This is a genomic window from Microcoleus sp. MON1_C1 (assembly GCF_036701945.1).
Taxonomy (GTDB): Bacteria; Cyanobacteriota; Cyanobacteriia; order Cyanobacteriales; family Microcoleaceae; genus Microcoleus.
In genome coordinates this window covers 131408-149512 of the sequence record NZ_JAUBRO010000008.1, presented here as the reverse complement: position 1 = coordinate 149512, position 18105 = coordinate 131408, and the positions used below count along the sequence as shown (strand labels likewise).

General features: G+C 44.9%; 15 protein-coding genes. 12 read left to right on the top strand and 3 right to left on the bottom strand.

Annotation, left to right across the window (positions count from 1 at the left end):
- Nucleotides 1-81: 81 nt before the first annotated feature.
- Nucleotides 82-1050, bottom strand: coding sequence for a TIGR03885 family FMN-dependent LLM class oxidoreductase (locus tag QUA62_RS06785; RefSeq protein ID WP_333403195.1), 969 nt, complete (start codon nucleotides 1048-1050; stop codon nucleotides 82-84).
- A 194-nt stretch (nucleotides 1051-1244) separates the two neighbouring features.
- A complete protein-coding gene (locus QUA62_RS06780) occupies nucleotides 1245-2096 on the bottom strand; it encodes a DUF1206 domain-containing protein (protein WP_333281881.1) in 852 nt (283 codons plus the stop codon).
- Nucleotides 2097-3168: 1072 nt separating this feature from the next.
- On the opposite strand from QUA62_RS06780, the gene QUA62_RS06775 reads away from it, so the two are divergent.
- From QUA62_RS06775 to QUA62_RS06765, 3 genes are all read left to right on the top strand, one after another.
- The gene (locus QUA62_RS06775) at nucleotides 3169-3294 is read left to right on the top strand and encodes a hypothetical protein (RefSeq protein WP_333403194.1); all 126 of its coding nucleotides are present in this window, start codon (nucleotides 3169-3171) and stop codon (nucleotides 3292-3294) included.
- Between the two features lie 457 nt (nucleotides 3295-3751).
- On the top strand, nucleotides 3752-4327 hold the full coding sequence (locus QUA62_RS06770; protein ID WP_333281876.1) for a DUF3611 family protein: 576 nt from the start codon (nucleotides 3752-3754) through the stop codon (nucleotides 4325-4327).
- A gap of 436 nt (nucleotides 4328-4763) precedes the next feature.
- Nucleotides 4764-6395, top strand: a complete 1632-nt coding sequence (locus QUA62_RS06765) for an alpha-amylase family protein (RefSeq protein ID WP_333403193.1) — start codon at nucleotides 4764-4766, stop codon at nucleotides 6393-6395.
- Between the two features lie 5 nt (nucleotides 6396-6400).
- On the opposite strand, the gene QUA62_RS06760 is transcribed toward QUA62_RS06765, so the two are convergent.
- On the bottom strand, nucleotides 6401-6523 hold the full coding sequence (locus QUA62_RS06760; protein WP_333403192.1) for a hypothetical protein: 123 nt from the start codon (nucleotides 6521-6523) through the stop codon (nucleotides 6401-6403).
- 492 nt (nucleotides 6524-7015) lie between these two features.
- Here QUA62_RS06760 and QUA62_RS06755 point away from each other — a divergent pair, with 492 nt between their 5' ends.
- From QUA62_RS06755 to QUA62_RS06715, 9 genes are all read left to right on the top strand, one after another.
- Nucleotides 7016-7627 (top strand): hypothetical protein, encoded by a 612-nt coding sequence (locus tag QUA62_RS06755; protein WP_333403191.1) that lies wholly within the window; start codon nucleotides 7016-7018, stop codon nucleotides 7625-7627.
- A 206-nt stretch (nucleotides 7628-7833) separates the two neighbouring features.
- Entirely contained in the window at nucleotides 7834-8157 is a 324-nt protein-coding gene (locus QUA62_RS06750; protein ID WP_333403190.1) for a hypothetical protein, read from the top strand.
- 14 nt (nucleotides 8158-8171) lie between these two features.
- Complete coding sequence (locus QUA62_RS06745) at nucleotides 8172-9293, top strand: hypothetical protein (protein WP_333403189.1); 1122 nt, start codon at nucleotides 8172-8174, stop codon at nucleotides 9291-9293.
- Nucleotides 9294-9463: 170 nt separating this feature from the next.
- Nucleotides 9464-10450 (top strand): mechanosensitive ion channel family protein, encoded by a 987-nt coding sequence (locus QUA62_RS06740; protein WP_333403188.1) that lies wholly within the window; start codon nucleotides 9464-9466, stop codon nucleotides 10448-10450.
- Nucleotides 10451-10464: 14 nt separating this feature from the next.
- Nucleotides 10465-11790, top strand: coding sequence for a DUF2254 domain-containing protein (locus QUA62_RS06735; protein WP_333403187.1), 1326 nt, complete (start codon nucleotides 10465-10467; stop codon nucleotides 11788-11790).
- Nucleotides 11791-11807: 17 nt separating this feature from the next.
- Nucleotides 11808-12560, top strand: a complete 753-nt coding sequence (locus tag QUA62_RS06730) for a hypothetical protein (protein WP_333403186.1) — start codon at nucleotides 11808-11810, stop codon at nucleotides 12558-12560.
- 598 nt (nucleotides 12561-13158) lie between these two features.
- Nucleotides 13159-13920 carry a ZIP family zinc transporter gene (locus tag QUA62_RS06725; protein ID WP_333403185.1) on the top strand — a complete coding sequence of 254 codons (762 nt, stop codon included), beginning with the start codon at nucleotides 13159-13161 and terminating at the stop codon, nucleotides 13918-13920.
- Nucleotides 13921-14388: 468 nt separating this feature from the next.
- Nucleotides 14389-16842 (top strand): bifunctional serine/threonine-protein kinase/ABC transporter substrate-binding protein, encoded by a 2454-nt coding sequence (locus QUA62_RS06720; RefSeq protein WP_333403184.1) that lies wholly within the window; start codon nucleotides 14389-14391, stop codon nucleotides 16840-16842.
- A gap of 398 nt (nucleotides 16843-17240) precedes the next feature.
- Complete coding sequence (locus QUA62_RS06715) at nucleotides 17241-17960, top strand: PHP domain-containing protein (RefSeq protein WP_333403182.1); 720 nt, start codon at nucleotides 17241-17243, stop codon at nucleotides 17958-17960.
- The last annotated feature ends 145 nt before the right edge of the window (nucleotides 17961-18105 follow it).

Genomic DNA, 18105 nt, shown 5'->3' with positions numbered 1-18105 from the left:
GACTTTACGGCCGACGATGAAGCGGGGATTTGATATCATTCCGGCACGCCGGAATGATATCAGTAGCATCATAATTACAAATCAACTTGTTGTCAGCCCTGGCACTACTTTTTCGCCAAACACCTCAATAAACTGCTCTTGCTCTCGGTTAACGTTGTGCAAAATTAGTTGATCGAACCCCAATTCAATATCTTTTTGCAACCACTCAATATGCTGCTCTTGGTCTGCCGAGATGCGGACGTGTTGATATAACTCCTCTGGTTGCACAAACTCCCCGGCGGCATCAAATTGATCCGGTGTTATCAGTTCTGTCAACATTTTGCTTTTGAAGATGTTATTGCGCCATTGATCGTGAGCGCCTTGTAGTGCTTTCTCTGCATTACTGTCATAGGAAAGCTGCACTTTCAAAATCATTGGTTTCCCTTCTCCGCCACCGCGACGAAACGCATCAACGACTTTTTTTAACTTTTCAGGTGGGCGAGAAGTAGTAATTAATCCATCAGCCCAACTGCCCAACCATTCTGCGGTTTCTGGGGTAACTGCCGCGCCGATAATTAATGGGAGAATTTCCGGGCGGGTATAGAGTTTTGCATCTTCTACGCACACTAAACCGCGATGGGTGACGGTTTCTCCTGCCCAAAGGGCGCGGATAATATCGACACATTCTTTGAGGCGCGCGTTGCGATCGCTCTTAGTAGGCCACTTATCCCCAGTAATATGTTCGTTCAACGCTTGACCGCTGCCAACCGTGAGCCAAAAACGATTTGGAAACATTTCTGCCAACGTGGCCGCAGCTTGGGCAATAATAGCCGGATGATACCGCTGTCCGGGAGCGCAAACAACCCGATAGGAAAGCCTCGGCGTTGCTTGCATTGCTGCACCCAACCAAGACCAAGCAAAACCGCTTTGTCCTTGCGCTTCACTCCAAGGATGAAAGTGATCGGAAGAAAGGGCATGGGTAAAGCCAGCTTGTTCTGCCATTTGGACATATTTCAGCAGTTCGCTGGGCTTAAACTGTTCGTGGGAAGCGTGATAACCAATTTGTGCCATAAGTTTTTAGGGGTTTTGAGTTTTGAGTTTTAAGTTTTGAATTTTAAGTTTTGAGTTAAAATCTCTAGACTTAAAAGCAGGTGATTTAATCAGGACGCCTAGTAAAAGTTTTGAGTTTTGAGTTAGATAAATTTTTAATTCACCCAAAATAATCTTGTACTCAAAATTCATAACTTTCCGTATAACGGGCAAGCTTATGAGCGGAAAATTCGCCGATAGCGAGCTTCAATTACCGAGTAGATGCCATAGGCAATTAAACCCAAAGGTACTAGAGCCAAAATCACTGGACTAAAAGGCTGTTGTGCCAGAATTGCCAAGACCTCGCCCAATCCCTTCGTTTGGCTGGCATCCGATAGCCTTGCTGCTTGAATGAAGAAAAAACCGATTATAACGAAAACAATTCCACGGGCAGCAATTCCAAATCGACCCAACCGTGTCGCCCACTTTTGCTCGGTTGGGCTCATTTCATCTAGCTTGAAATGGCGGCGAAATTTGGCTTTATATGCTTCGTAGAAATAAGAAAATCCTACACCAATAACAATTGATCCCGCCAATCCTACCAGCCATTGTCCAAACGGTTGCGCTAATATTTGGGCTGTCAAATCTTCGGTTGAATCGCTCTTACTAACGGCCGAACCCATTATCAGTTTTACAGCCGTTAAAGCCAAACCTGCGTAACCTAAAGCACTTAAGGCGTAGCCAATGCGTTGGGCAATTCGCTTGGCATCCATTTTCTGTCCTTGGTGTTCTGGGTCTAGAATTGTCTGAACGATACGCCAAAGGGCATAACCAATAATGCCAATCGTTACAAGAAATAGCAGAATTTTACCGAAGGGTTGGTTAACAATTTCTGATAATGCACCGCTAGTATCGGTTGTCCTGCCGCCCGTACTAAAGGCTGCTTGTGCTGCTAGAAAACCGACAATAAAGTAAACTAAGCCTTTGGAAGCATATCCCAATCTTGCCAGTCGCTCAAACCAGGGATGAGAAGCTGCCTGTCCAATTGAGTCTTTAATGCTGTCGGTGGGTGAGTTGTCCCGTTTCATATTTTTTATACTTTAGTTGTTAACGACTGCTGGCATACGCCTATGGTGAATTCCTTTCCCGTTAACTGAGTTTTTAAACAAATAATTTATGTTATTATCTATAAGTTTAATTATTAGCTTGTTTAGAGATCTTTTTCATCAGTCTTGAGCGGGAGTTTCATCGGTTGATTGATTGAGAGATTTCACATTTATTACCCTTGACAAATCTAGCTTTATGGGCTATTAGACAGCTTCCGTGATGGAGCAGTCTGCCAGCAATATAGTATATCCTTGATTAAAAGTTATTTAACCAAACTTTTAATAACAATTAGAATGGGCTGCGTTAAAAATCATCCCCAAAAAACCAATAAAAATCTAAAAACTGTCTTGAGTGCTAAGGTGTAATTGGAAAGCAAATCTACCTGCTTATTCATAAGAATAGGGGTGACAAAACAGCCTGCTCCAATTTGTGCAATTAGGAAATATAGCAACAACACTTAGGCTGGTTTCCCAGGCGAATCAAATAAATGCAGCCGTGCTGAAATTACCATTAAAAATTTGCCTATATAGGGAAGAAAAGCGAATATAAATGCCACAATCTCGTTAACACAAAGCAGTGTTACTTGCAAAGTAAAGAAACCAATAAGGCTCGTAATATAGCAAGCCAAAATCATTTGTAAATTTCTTACTCCCTCCCCTTACTAAGGGGAGGGTTGGGGTGGGTAAAAGATTTAGGACTCCTGCAAGGATTGCTATAGCAATAAAACTCATGCTTTATGCAATGCCTGCCAACAAACCCATTAAACCCTCTTCGCCTTTTGAGATAATTTCATCGGCTCGCTGACGGTAAAAACCCGGAAAAAGGCTGAGAGTTCCGTAGCGGTATGGCATCGGATTTACCAGGATTATGGTCAAAAATATAATTAATAAGCTATGGATAATTAGGCTTATATAGTGGGAATACAACAAATAAATGCGAATTGGTTTACATAAAAATCGTTTAAATTTGTTCGGTTAAATCGTCAATACTGGGAAGGCGAGCAAAAATTTGTCCGGGTAATCTTGCTTGCAACGAATATCTCCAAACTCGCATATGAATAGTAGGGAATCTGGAATAGCTGCCTTAACTAGGTTATGGAGGTTGCAAGAATGGATGCGCCCCAGTGCCACAGTTGGGAATCAAGCATCTATCGCCCATACTCCGATCGATCGCACTTAACTCAAAGCTGTATCATAAATTTTCGCTCAATCATCTTCCATCAGGGGGATATTTTCTTATGGCATCAGACAGATGGCAAGGTCTGGCTAGTTAGATTAAATGGAGATAGAAGCAAGATTGTGAAATGTTGAACAGAAACAAGAGACGTTTTGCCTAAGTCGATTTTTAAGACTCTAAATTCCCATTACCGCAAGAAGTTGATTGTTCCAAACCGGGAGGATTTGAGGAAAATCCAATCAACCACAACGGCAGTGGCTGTGTTGAGTTCAACCTTTTATTTACCGAAAATTGCCCCAGTCGGTTCCTAAACATCAGGCATCCTGCTTGCCCTTAACTGACTTTTCAGGAAAACTCTAATAGCTAACCACAAGGCGATCGCTGGCGACAGGAAGACAAGCAGAACCTATTTCTTACGTCGTTTGCTTTCATGATCAATTCAGCAATAAGGTGTATATATATGAATCAACTGAATCAACCAGAATCCTTGTCGCAACCGCTGACCCAAAGCGAATTCGTCGCAACTTTTCGCTTGTTTAGTCGATTTAGCTTCTGGATACAGTTATTCTTGGGTGCTGTTTCCGGCATTGTTTTATTATTTGCTATGTTGGGTCGCAACATGGGCGAACAAACCAATAATGCAGGTATTGGTTTCGGGGTAGTTTTAGCAATAATTGGCCTGTTATTGCTGGGCTTTAGAATATTTTGGGATTTTCGCTATAGGCTGTTAGGCAGACTTTTGCACGCCGAAAATTCCCAGGTCTATCCCAGCAAAGAACATATTACTCACACCTTACGGATTGGATTAGTTTCTAGTTTGGTGGGGGTATTAATCGCCTTTGTTGCTTCTGAAGAAACAGTTGCTGTAGTCCTCGCAAAAACTCTTAGTCAGCCCCAAGCGATGACAGCTTATTCGCCAGAAAATGTGATTCGTTCCCTAGATATTTTTGTGACGATGGCAAACGTCAATCTGATTGGCGCTCACTTTTTTGGAGCTGTTACTTCTCTTGGGTTACTCAATTGGGTAGAAGATTAGTTGGCAGCATGGGCGATCGCTAAAGGCAAACATAGCTCCTAGGTTGTTAGGAATGACAAGGGCTGACCGATATAACTAATGTTTGTGGTTTTGCACTGTCTTGGCGAAAGAGAGCGAAGACAGGGCAGCTACAAGCTAAAGAACTTGGCTATTTGGATGAACATCTAATCGGAAATTCGTAGCGATCGCTCCTGCTAATGATAGTCAGCCGGATCGACCGTTTTTTAATTGAAAAAACGTAATTAATTTATTATCTTGAGAGATATTTCATCTACCTTTATATTGAGAGATATATTTTTAATTGGGACAACAGGACTGAGGCTCATATTCCGAAAGATGAGCTATAACCGTGGCATTCAGCTTCCTAAATAACCCTGTGACCTGGTTTCGGAACAAAGCCAGGTTACACAGTTTCTCTCTTAAGAAATTTACTGCAATGAAAGACCTCTGGTATAAAAACGCAATTGTCTACTCCCTCGATGTTGAAACCTTCATGGACTCTGACGGCGATGGTGTTGGCGACTTTCAGGGACTTATCAACCGCCTAGACTATTTATCCGCGCTAGGAATTACTTGTTTGTGGTTGCTGCCGTTTTATCCTTCCCCTAACCGCGACAATGGTTACGATGTGATGGATTACTACAACATCGATCCGAGACTCGGAACCCTGGGAGATTTTGTCGAGTTCATGCACCAAGCAAGGGAACGAGGAATTCGGGTGCTGATCGATCTGGTAGTAAATCATACCTCCAATCAGCATCCTTGGTTTGTGGCATCCAAAAGCGATAAAAACTCCAAGTATCGCAATTACTACGTGTGGTCAGAAAATCCACCCAAAACAGCTCCAGAAATGCTGGTGTTTCCCGATGCCGAGGACAGTATTTGGGAGTACGACGAACAAGCAAACGCTTACTATTTGCATCACTTCTATAAGGAACAGCCAGATTTGAATATTGCCAATCCGGCGGTACGAGAAGAAATCTGCAAAATTATGGGTTTCTGGCTAGAACTGGGCGTGTCTGGATTTCGCATTGATGCTGTTCCCTTTTTAATTAAAGGAATTGGCATCGAAGGTGCAGACCCCGAAAACCTGCGAGGTTTCTTGGAAGAAATGAGAGAGTTTGTGTCATCGCGTCAGGGTGATGCAGTGTTGCTGGCAGAAGCAAATGTCGATCGCGAGCAAATTTCTATCTACTTTGCTAAGGGCGACAGAATGCACATCCTGTTCAACTTTTTGCTCAACCAGCATCTGTTTTTGGCCCTGGCGCGTCAAGAATCCACAGCGCTGCGCGATGGACTAAAAACCTTACCGGATATTCCTCCGATTTGTCAGTGGCTTAATTTTGTGCGCCACCATGATGAACTGACGCTAGACCGCATTACTTCATCGGAACGAGAGGAAATTTTTGCAGCGTTTGCCCCTGATAAAACTATGCAAATTTTCGGGCGGGGGATTCGTCGTCGCTTACCACCGATGCTGGGAGGTGACCGCCGCCGGATTGAACTGGTCTACAGCTTGCTTTTCACCCTGCCTGGTACACCCATGCTGCGCTATGGCGAAGAAATTGGCATGGGCGACGATCTTTCGCTGGAAGGTCGAGACAGCGTCCGCACGGTGATGCAATGGTCAGATGCAGCAAATGGTGGCTTCTCGACGGCTGCAACTGATGCCCTTGCCAGACCTGCGATCGCCAACGGAGAATACGGTTACAAACAAGTCAATGTCCTCGCAGCGCAGCGCGATCCTGGCTCATTAATTAACTGGATGGAACGTGCAATCAGCATCCGCAAGCAATGTCCTGAGTTGGGTAGGGGCAAGTGGCACATTCTGGAAACCGACTCTCCTTCGGTGTTAGCCCACTGCTGCGACTGGCAAGGCAGGACGGTGATTGCTGTCCACAATCTAGCCGACAAACCTTGTACCGCTACGCTGAAATCTCGCGAATACAGCCATTTGTTCGATTTATTTGGCGATCGCCTGTATGAATCTCTCGATGCCGACTCGCCCTCTATTCCCTTAGAAGCCTACGGCTATCGCTGGTTTCGAGTCAATCGAATCCTGGGTTGAAAAAGTTAATGTTGATGGGAGTTATCAACGGTATTTCCGGCATACACATCCAGCCCTTTGATATCGTCGTCATCAAAAGCTGCTTGGCGGTAGTTGGGATTAAAATCCTCAATTTTGTAAAGTAACATTGTTGTTTCCTGTACTATCTACATCAACTTGTGCACTTACTTTAGATAGACATCAGTTCTCATACTTCCTTCTTATGAATGATTCAGCAAATTGAAAATCATCAAGATAGCGATATTTATTTATAGTTTTCTATCTTTAGGTGGATGAATTTAGCTTCCCTGTACTTAATGTAAGAAATTTATCTAATCATTCGTAGGTTGGGTGGAGCCAACCTAAAACCTTTCTGGCACCAACTATCACAAGGATTTATTAGGTTTTATTATCACCTTAACTACGGGATATCTTACAAAATTAAGGGCATCTCTAAACTAGCTGCTGGTTTTTTTTAAAAGAAGATTTCGATTTTATGAGCGAAATTACTACTTTTGATATTTAAAATTTTCAACTTAAAAATATTAGGCCCATCGGTAGATATTCTGGTAATGATGATTAAGTAAAATTAAATTACCCTCAAGGAAAAAGTCACAACGTAACGCAGGGGTTAATCTTTTATGACTTATCCAGATCGATCGGGCAGTCAACTCACTGAGCCTACAATCGTCAATCCGCTGGTGGATTACCAAGATCGAGTGAGGTGGGGGTCAATTTTGGCAGGAATTGCGATCGCTCTGGGCACTCAACTGGGTTTAAGCGCTTTGGCAATGGCGATCGGATTAAGCGCGGGTGCAACAGGGGCGGATGCAGGTTCCGTTGGTTTTGGGGTCGTAATTTTGTCGATTATCCGTTTGCTGATTTCCCTATTTTTAAGTGGTTGGGTGATGGCTCAAAGCTGCGGCCCTATGACTAAGAAAACAGCACTTTTGAATGCAGCAATTCTGTGGGGAACTACCTTAGCACTTAGTTCTTGGTTATTAGCAAGCGGGATATCGGGTGCTGTTGGCGCTGCCGCTGCTAATGCTGGAGAAATTTCCAATCAAGTACAACAACAGGGCGGCGTTAATATACCGAATCAAGCGCCGAATGTAGACCCAAATCAAGTTCGCGATATCGGTGGTAATACAGCTAAAGCTGCTTGGTCATTTCTACTTGGCTCTTTGCTGGGTTTGGCCGCGGCAATGATTGGTGCTGCTGTTGGCGCTCGCAAACCTCGCGTTTATGCTTGATTAGCGATGATAAAACCAGAAAATTCAACAAGCACAGCAGCGACTCGAATTATTTTATACCCTTGGGATGGTGAGTCATTCTTTCTTAGAGAAGATGAACGAGCTAAAAACCTTTTCTAAGGTTTTGGCATAGAGATTTAAAAGGAGATAAAGCGATGCAAGAGCAGAGGAGATGGCAAAAATATACAAGGTTAACAAGTTCGATCTTGTTAACGGCAACGGTTTTAGTTGCTCCCTCGTTCGCCACTTATACAAATAAAACACAGATTCAAGGTGAATATTTGCTAACGCAAGTACCGGATAGCTGTCGCCAGGTTATTGCGAGGAATGGTCTTAAGGTTCGGCGACAACCGACGGCTAACAGCGAAGTGATTGGCATCATGGATTCCGCGCGAAATGTGACGATTCAAAGTCTTGGTGAGAATGGACGAAGAGTGACGATTGAAAGTTTAGGAAGGGATGGTTGGGTGCCGATTACAGTGCTGCTGAGAGGCTACGTCCAAACTCAAAACCTGGCGTATTGTAGTTAATTGAAAAAACAGTGATGGATCACCAATCAAAGCCAAACAAAGAAACTAATTCACAGCAAAAGTCTGGTTTGTTAAATTTCATTGCCGAGACAACAGAATCTGCACTGAATACAGGCAAAGCGGTTGTTGACACAGCAGTTGATTGGGGGGAAGCTGCTGCTAAACAAACTTATCGATTGATTGGACAAGCGACGCAAGGAACCGGAGATGCGGTAACTTATGTTGGCAATCTTCCCTTTGTTAAACAAGTCGCAGGGGTACTCAGGCTTGATTGGTTAGTTGGGGTGAGCGATCGCATCGACTTAGCCAAAGCCGAAGCTCAAGTCAAGGAACTCCAACAAAAGTATCCCAATGAAGATCCCAGCGAAATTGCCCATCGCATTATGGTGGAAAAAGCGATCCACGCCGGTGGTGTCGGATTTGCTAGCAGCATTTTACCCGGTGTCGCGGCTGCACTGCTGGCGATCGATTTAGCCGCGACTACTGCGATTCAAACCGAAATGGTTTATGAAATTGCCGCCGCTTATGGGATGGATTTGCAACAGCCAGCCCGAAAAGGCGAGGTTTTGGCAATTTTTGGGTTAGCGCTAGGCGGTAGCAACGCAATGAGAGCTGGTTTGGGCTTTTTACGCAACGTACCGCTGGCTGGCGCGATGATTGGTGCGAGTACGAATGCTACGATGCTGTACGCGCTGGGATATGCGGCGCGCCAGTTCTACGAAGCCAAAGTGAGGGAAGAGACTGAAGAACCTGGAACCGAAACGCTGCAAGCGATCCAGCAACAAAGCGAGAAATATCTCGATGTGGCGATCGCGCAGCAAGCAGCGATGGATCAAATTATGGTTCACATGATTTTGGCAACTTATCCCAACAAAAACTGGGAAGATATTCTGCCAGAATTGAAGGTCTTGCAATTAAATGCCGATTCTCTCAAAAGGATTGCTGCTAACATCAAGTCCCCCAAACCATTGGGTGCATTGTTAGAGCAACTTAACCCCGACTTTGCAGTACCGCTATTAGCTCAATGCCGTCGCATTGCCGAAAGTAAGGGAGAGGTTTCCGAAGCAGAACAGAAGGTGCTGGATGCGATCGCACAAAAACTCAACGGTCAAGATGTGGCTTCGATATCCACTTGAAAAAAATTGTTGGTGCGTTAGCTTTCTGCCTAACTCACCATCGCCAATATTTACTGTCGCTGTCTAAATCCTAAATTAGCCTCACGTTACAGTAATCTACAGCCTTAAGATAGAGTTTGACATGGCTAATTTTAATACTATCAATAACAACTGATGCAAGAGGAAGTTTTATGACAGCAGAAATATCCGGAGTCTGGGACAAGATTGAGAGCATGATCGATGACTTCATTGTCCTGCTGCCTAATATGATACTAGCGTTAATTGTTTTTGCAATCTTTTTCTTTGTTGGCCGGTCAATTAAGAGAGCGGTCAGGCAGGTTACCCGCAACCACCGCCAATCCCGGAATTTGGGACTGGTGTTGGGAAGGTTAGCGCAGGGTATTACTGTTCTGGTTGGTCTGTTTATTGCCTTGTCGATTGTAATTCCCACATTTAAAGCAGGCGATTTGGTGCAACTGCTGGGAATTAGCGGGGTAGCGATTGGTTTTGCCTTTCGCGATATCTTACAAAACTTCCTAGCTGGTATCCTAATTCTTTTGACGGAACCGTTCCAAATCGATGACCAGATTGTGTTTAAAAACTTTGAGGGAACGGTAGAAAGTATTGAAACTCGCGCTACAACAATCCGAACCTATGATGGCCGCCGGATTGTAATTCCCAATGCCGAATTGTTCACCAATTCTGTTATGGTGAATACCGCCTTTGATAAACGCCGGATGGAATACGACGTTGGTATAGGGTACGGCGATGATATTGACCGAGCCAAGCAGTTAATGATGGAAGCCATGCACAGCGTGGATGAGGTTTTGAAGGACCCTGCTCCTGACGTGCTGCTGATGGAACTTGCAGGAAGTAGTGTCAATATCCGCGCTCGATGGTGGATTGCTCCGCCGCGACGAATTGACGATCTGCGATCGCGGGACAAGGTGCTGTCTGCGATTAAGAAAAAGCTGACTGCCAACGGCATCGACTTGCCCTTTCCTACGCAGCAAATTTTGTTTCACGACCAAACCGAAGAGACGGATGGCGATCGCAAACGTCAACGCGAAGGATGGCCCGTTGGTAGTGGCGAAGTTCCTAAACCCCGCAGCATCAGCGGTTCTCTGCAAAAACTAATTGAACTGCGATCGCAACAAGACGGCAACGGACAATCTTAACCCCACCCCAACTCATGAAAAATGTCAAGTTAAGCAAACTTTGGGACTCGCTGCACTCTAGCTACTGGTTTATCCCAACGTTGATGGCGGTGGGGTCGATGATTTTAGCGATCGCAATGCTGACACTTGACCGCACGGGTAATACACCAAACTGGAGGTGGATTTACACGGGTGGAGCCGATGGTGCGCGATCGGTTCTTTCATCGGTTGCCGGTTCAATGGTCAGCGTTGTTGCTACAGCTTTTTCCATTACTATTGTGGCGCTTCAGTTGGCGAGTTCAAATTTTGGTCCCCGATTGCTGCGTAATTTTATGCAGGATACGGGCAATCAAATCGTGCTTGGCACTTTCATTGGCACGTTTATTTACTGTTTACTCGTACTGCGAACCATTCATGCAGAAGGAGAAGGATACAGTCTCTTTGTACCCCAACTCTCGGTTACAGTTGCTACCGGATTGGCAATTGCCAGTATCGGCGTACTGATTTACTTTATCCATCACGCATCAACCATTATTCAAGCGTCCCATGTAATTACTCAAGTTAGTGGCGATTTAGACAAAGCTCTAGATCGTCTGTTTCCCGGAAAAATCGGAGAAGGTAAAGCGAACAACTCGCGACAAGTGGGAGAAATTCCTGCAAATTTTGACTCGGAAGCAAGTCCAATCAAAGCCACTGGCGAGGGTTATTTGCAAGCAATCGATGACGACGAATTAATGAAAATTGCCCGTCATTACAATCTGCTTGTACGTCTTACAACTCGACCGGGAAAGTTTATCGTCAAGGGCAGCGATTTAGCGATGGTTTTCCCGGAGAAAGGGGTGAATCAAAGCCTGACCCAACAGATTAACGATGCTTTTATTCTGGGCAAAGAACGGACTGAATATCAAGATGTAGAATTTCCAATCGATCAGTTAGTTGAAATTGCCTTGCGTGCGATTTCTCCTGCTATCAACGATCCGTTTACTGCGATTCGGTGTATCGATCGACTCAGCGCCGGATTATCCCGCCTCGCTCAAAGGGATTTTCCCTCGCCCTATCGCTACGACGATGAACAGAATTTGCGCGTCATTGTTGAAGGAGTGACGTTTCAAGGGTTAGTCGATGCTGCCTTTAACCAAATTCGCCAGTACAGTAAATCAGATGTGGCGGTAACAATTCGCTTATTGGAAGCTATAGCTTGCATCGCCACTTACACCCGCAATTCCAAACAACGAGAAGCTTTACGCCGTCAGGCGGAGATGATTTTAAATAGTAGCCGCGAACAAATCTCTCAGGATCAAGACCAGAAAGATGTGCAAGAGCGGTATCACCAAGTCATTAAAGCTTTAGAACAGGATTAATTTGCTTGAGCATAATTATGGTAATAACAACAGCTTTACGATCGGCTCCTAATACTTTAGCTTTAAGCGCGCTGATTGCCATTGGTTTAGCGCTGACACATTTATTTTGCGGCAAGTTGCGGTTTGCTCCTATTCCTCGCAGTGGCTGGCTTTCAGCAGCAAGTGGGGTTTCGGTAGCTTATGTTTTTGTGCATATTTTACCGGAATTAAATCTGCACCAAGCGGTATTAGAGAAAGTAGAAGCAGGAGTTATTTCCTATCTAGAACACCACGTTTATTTAATAGCTTTGTTAGGATTGACTGTATTTTACGGCCTGGAGCAAATGGCAAATTTATCTCGTCAGCGTGGCGAAGAAGATGTGACCAGTCCTGCTGTTTTTTGGTTGCACATAGGCTCTTTTTCAATCTACAACGCTCTGATTGGCTATCTGCTGCTGCATCGGGAACAACCGGGCGTTACCAATCTGCTGTTGTTTTCTTGTGCAATGGCGCTGCACTTTGCAGTGAACGACTCTGGTTTGCGGGAACACCACAAGCATATTTATGACCGCATCGGACGCTGGATACTAGCAGCAGCTATTATTGTGGGGTGGGTGTTGGGTAGCGCTACTGAAATTGGAAAAACTACGATCGCAGTTTTATTTGCTTTTTTAGCCGGAGGAATTGTTCTCAACGTCCTCAAAGAAGAATTGCCAGAAGAACGAGAAAGTCGGTTTTGGGCATTTGCTCTTGGTGCTGGAATTTACACGGCTCTTTTATTGGCTTTATAGAGGAATCAAAGGAAGCCAAAACATTGGAGCTTAAAACCATTAGAAGGAGCCAATCGTTGTTTCCGACGCCGCTTAAAATTACCGGGATAATTTTTCCTACCACTGCTACAAAATGCGACGGTATTAACAGTCTTAGCTTTAGTCAAATTTCTGAGCGAGCAACGTTTATTATTCGCATCCCTTGCTGCCAGTTCATTTTTAATTTATCTAGACATCCAACACAGCACAAACGCAGTCAAAATCCGGGTAATTTATCACATGATTGCAGCAACGATTGGTTGCTTCACTTATCTAATTCTTGGGTCAGGATATCCGTCAGCGGAGACGGCGATAAGGAGCAAAGCTCGTTGTTATTGATTGAATAATGCTAGTTAAAAAAATTAGCCCTCTATTCCCTTAGAAGCCTACCGCTATCGCTGGTTTCGAGTCAATCGCATCCGGGGGTAAAAAAGTTAATGTTGATGGGAACACTAGCGACTCTAACTATGAGGAATGTACTTAGTGAATTAGGTAAAAAACCCGTTTTATGGCCCCCATCCGTAAGTCCTATATATAATTTTTAGGCGGGCATAAAAAATTTTCCTCTGAGGTAGGGCTGATGTTTCCAGTGTGGTTGCAGGCAGGATTTTGGGGTTTAGTGGGGGGTTCGGCGCTGCTACTGGGAGCGGCGGTGGGTTACTTTGTGAGCATTCCCCAGCGCGCGATCGCGACAATTATGGCTTTTGGCGCTGGTGTGCTGATTTCAGCGCTATCCTTTGAACTGATGGATGAAGCTTACAAGCTCGGCGGTTTCGACTCGACGGCGATCGGCTTTTTGGGGGGCGCTGCTGTCTACACAGCCGCCAATTGGTTTTTGAATCAACAGGGAGCCAAACACCGCAAGCGATCGGGCACTTTGCACCCAGCTAAAACAGAGTCAGGCGATGGCGGATTAGCCATAGCCCTCGGCGCGCTGTTAGATGGAATACCGGAGTCGATCGTCGTTGGTGTCAGCATGATTTCTGGAGGCGCTGTCAGTTGGGTGACAGTAGCGGCAATTTTTCTTTCCAATATTCCCGAAGGGCTCTCCAGCGCCGCCGGCATGAAAAAAGCAGGGAGATCGATCGGTTACGTTTTTGGAGTTTGGGGCGCGATCGCAGTTATTTCCGGTATCGCAGCATTGTTAGGATATACGCTTTTTAGCCACTTTTCTCGGGAAATAATCGCTGCAACTACCGCCGTAGCAGCGGGCGGTATTTTAGCAATGATTTCAGATACCATGATTCCCGAAGCCTTCGAGGAAACTCACGATTTTGCCGGATTAATTACTGTCGGCGGGTTTCTGGTTGCTTTTGTACTCAGCAAGTTAGGGGAAAGTTAATTAGTCAGCAGTCATCAGTCATTAGTCATCAGTTTGCTGTAGAGTGTGTCATATTAACCGTAATTTCTGTAGAGTTCAAGGTCGTACTCGAATAACAAGTACAGCATATTCGACTACGACCTTGAAAGGGTTCGCGCCCGATCTTCAGTACAAATCCGAGATCCTGTAAACCCGCCCCGGCCGACTTGCAATATTCGATCGCCCGAATGAAATTTCGCTGGCTGACACCCCGGGCTAACTTGTTAAAGCGAGTTCGATCGATTGCCCGTTTTTGATATAATATCAGCCTGCATCTCGCAGCGAAAAAGCTTGTAGAGCAGTTTTCAAGTCAGTTAGGTACTCGCCGAGCGATTGCCAATTACTAATTATCAATTACTAATTACCGATTGCTAGACATCCCTCATTTAATTCAGGCTTGTTATGAGCGACATTAAAAACCACAATTTGTCAATAAATTTGGGAAAATTTATGTGTCTACCACGAGGGCAGATATTGCACGGAATGCACGGAAACTACAGAATTATAGAACAGTTGGGAGAAGGAGGATTTGCGAGAACCTACAAGGCTGCAAAACTAGGAGAAACCAGAAATCCTCTGTGCGTCGTTAAGGAAATTTCTTTTCCGATAGCGAACGATCCGCGCGTCTTGGAAAGGGCACGCGGGCGCTTTGAAAGGGAAGCTAGAGCTTTAGAAATACTCGGGACACACTCGCAGATTCCCGAATTGTTCGATCGCTTTGAAAACAACAACAATTTTTACTTAGTTCAAGAATACATTAAAGGAGATCCGCTCAGTCAAGAACTCGCTCCGTGCGATCGGTGGACGGAAGCACAGGCGATCGCCTTGTTACGGGAACTTCTAGAAATTTTAAATTTTGTTCACCAACAAGAAATTATTCACCGCGATATTACACCTTCTAACTTAATTCGGCGCAAAAGAGATCGTCAACTTGTTCTTATTGATTTTGGAGCTGTCAGAGAAATCAGCACTTTGACCTCTAACAGTATAGGTGAAATATTGACATCGCAGGCGATCGGCACCCGCGGTTATATGCCTGCCGAACAATACAATACGCGGTTGGCTCCGCGACCTTATAACGACATTTACGCGCTAGGAATAATCGCCATTCAAGCTCTCACCGGGCAAAGTCCTACCAATCTGCCGCAAGACCCCGAAACTGGGGAAATTGTCTGGGATTACTCGACGCCCAATCGACCAGCGGTACAAGTTAGCGACGGTTTCAGAGATATTTTAACTGGGATGGTGCGCTTGCATTTTACACACCGCTACCAATCTGTCGCTCAGATTTTGAGCGCTTTAGACTCGCTCGAACAGCCCGAATCTCCCAAAGGCGACAACACTGGGCTTCGCCGACTGTTGTTAGCTTGTGCGGGAATTGCTACAGCAGTGTCGATCGTACTTTTAAACCCCAGAATTCCCCCGCTAATCCCCATAACTTCAACGCAACCAACGCAGGCTGAACCCTCCCCAATTTCACCGCCACCAACGCTTCCTACACCCTCCACAGATGGTGTAAGTTCTGGCGAAAAACTTCTAGTACAAACCTCCGCCCTTTGGTCAAAACAAAGAGGAATTGGCGAATTTGCCGACTCAAATTATCCCGAAGCTTTTAAATTGCTCAAACAGTCATGGAGGGAAGATCGCAGAGATCCGGAAACTTTAATTTACATAAACAATGCCCTGCTGGAAGCGAGCGGTGCAGAGTATTATACCATCGCCATTGTTGTTCCCATCCGCAGAAATCAAGACGGTAGCATCGCCAACGCCAACTTAGCCGAAGAACTGCTGCGCGGCATTGCTCAAGCTCAAACCGAAGTTAATTTAAGTCTCATCTCCAATGAGAGCGATCGAGACTTTCCCGGTAAAGGATTTCTCCAACCAAAAGCTATTAACGGAAAAGGTCTTAAAGTCATCATTGCTGATGACGGAAATATTAAATCCTACGCAGTTCAAAGAGCAAATTACCTAGTCCAGCGGCCCGATATTCTAGCACTCATCGGACATTATACCAGCGACATGACTGTGGAAACAGTAGATATTTACAATCGCCATAAATTAGTCGCCCTTTCTCCGGGAAGCACCACAGAAGAACTGACCCGAAAACCCCGAAAATTTTTCTTTCGGACGGCTCCGACAACTAGCGTAGAAGCTGAAGGCTTAGTAAATCAATTGCTGAGCGTAGGGCGAAAAAAAGTGGCTGTTTTTTACAATCCCGACAGTCCGTTCAGCTATTCTTTGTGGGAAGAATTTACCGAGCAATTTGAAGCCAAAGGAGGTAAAACTTATAGACTCAGAAATTATGAGAACTTATCCAAAAATGATTTCAACGCAGAAGCAGCGATCGAAGAAGTTGAGAAAGCCGGAATAAAAGCCATAGCACTCTTTCCAGACGGTCAAGTAACTAAGTCCGTAGAAAATGCGATCGAAATGATAAAAGCTAACGGCGATCGCAATTGGATTGTCGGGCCCTGGACGCTGTACGAGCCGAGAACGCTAGAAGTAGCAAAAGAGCTAAAGTCTGTTGAAAAATTGGGAATATCTCTGTTTTGGCATCCGCTAGCAAGCTTTGACAAAAAATTTCCTGTAAACGCGGAAAAATTGTGGGGAGGCCCGGTGAATACTCGATCGGCTTTAACCTACGACGCCGCCCGGACGCTGATTAAAGCCCTAGAAATGCAGGCGCAACCCACTCGCGAAGGAATGCAAAAAACCTTAGCCGATCCAAACTTTAAAGCCGAGGGAGCCACGGGTATAATTGAGTTTGACTCAAAGACTGGAAATCGGAAAAATCCTCCCAAACGAGTAGCGCATATTGTACCCTGTTCTACAGCAATATATGGCGTTACCTTTGTGCCGATCGAATTTTCCACCGCCGCAGCCGCAGGTTTAAAGTGCGATTGAATTGATATCTTGTGGCATTTTCCACAAACCTTTCAAGGGCGGGCAGGATACCCACCCCACAATAAAATTTACTCTTTGTAGAACCGGCATCTTGCCTATTATTAAGAATGATGCAATATGTGGGAGTAATTGATATCTTGTGGCCTTGTCAACAAACCGTCCGAGACGAGTTTTACCCAATATAATTGCCTAAAATCAATAATCTCATAAACCCGCCCCCACCCGACGATAAAATTCTGGATAAAGAATTGTGCAAGATGTGCGAGTGAATTGATATCTTGTGCCGAACGCAACAATCCGCTAGGTGTTTCAATCCTACAGCCGACTCTTGCCAGAGGTGCAACATATCAATTTATTAGATATATTAAACAAAGCTAGTTTTTTCTATAATAACGCTTATGGCTGTCAATTTCGCTACCTCCCCCGCTTCTAGTCTCAAACCAGAAGCCCAGAATATCTCAGCACTCAAACAAGTCTTTCAGACAATTGATGCCGATAGCTGTCCGGGTTCCTATAACTTTCATATGCACACAGTCTACTCCGACGGGCGATTACAGCCAGAGAAATTGATGGAACAAGCCATAGCCGGAGGTCTCAAAGGCTTAGCTATTACCGACCACCACAGCACCCAAGGCTACGTTAAAGCTCAAATTTGGCTGGATAATTGGAAATTAAACCATCCCGACAAAAATAGCGAAGCACCTAGTCTCTGGACAGGCGCTGAAATTAATGCCGACTTGCTCAACAATGAGGTACACATTCTCGGTTACGCCTTCGATCCGCAACATCCCAGTCTCCAACCATACCTACGAGGTAAAAGCACTGAAGGCACTTATTGTTATTCAGCAGCCAGGGTAATTGAAGCTATTCATGAAGCAGGAGGTTTAGCAGTTCTCGCACATCCTTGCAGGTATCGATCGACCGCAGATCAACTAATCCCAGAAGCAGCCAGTTTCGGAATTGACGGTGTAGAAATTTACTATGCTTACGGTAATCCAAATCCTTGGAAACCGAGTCCCAAACAAACTGCTTTAGTCAAAGATTTAGCCGAAACTTATGGTTTGCTGGGAACTTGTGGCACGGACTCTCACGGCCTGAGTCTTCTAGTCCGAATCTAGATAGTTCGGAAATAAGAAGTGCTTTATCCTGTCATTACCAGTCTAAGCGTTAGCGGATATACCTCTTATAAAAGCAATCACAATGACCCGAAAACAAACAGTTTATCAGGTCATATTATGTCCGCTAAAATGACTACCGTAAAAT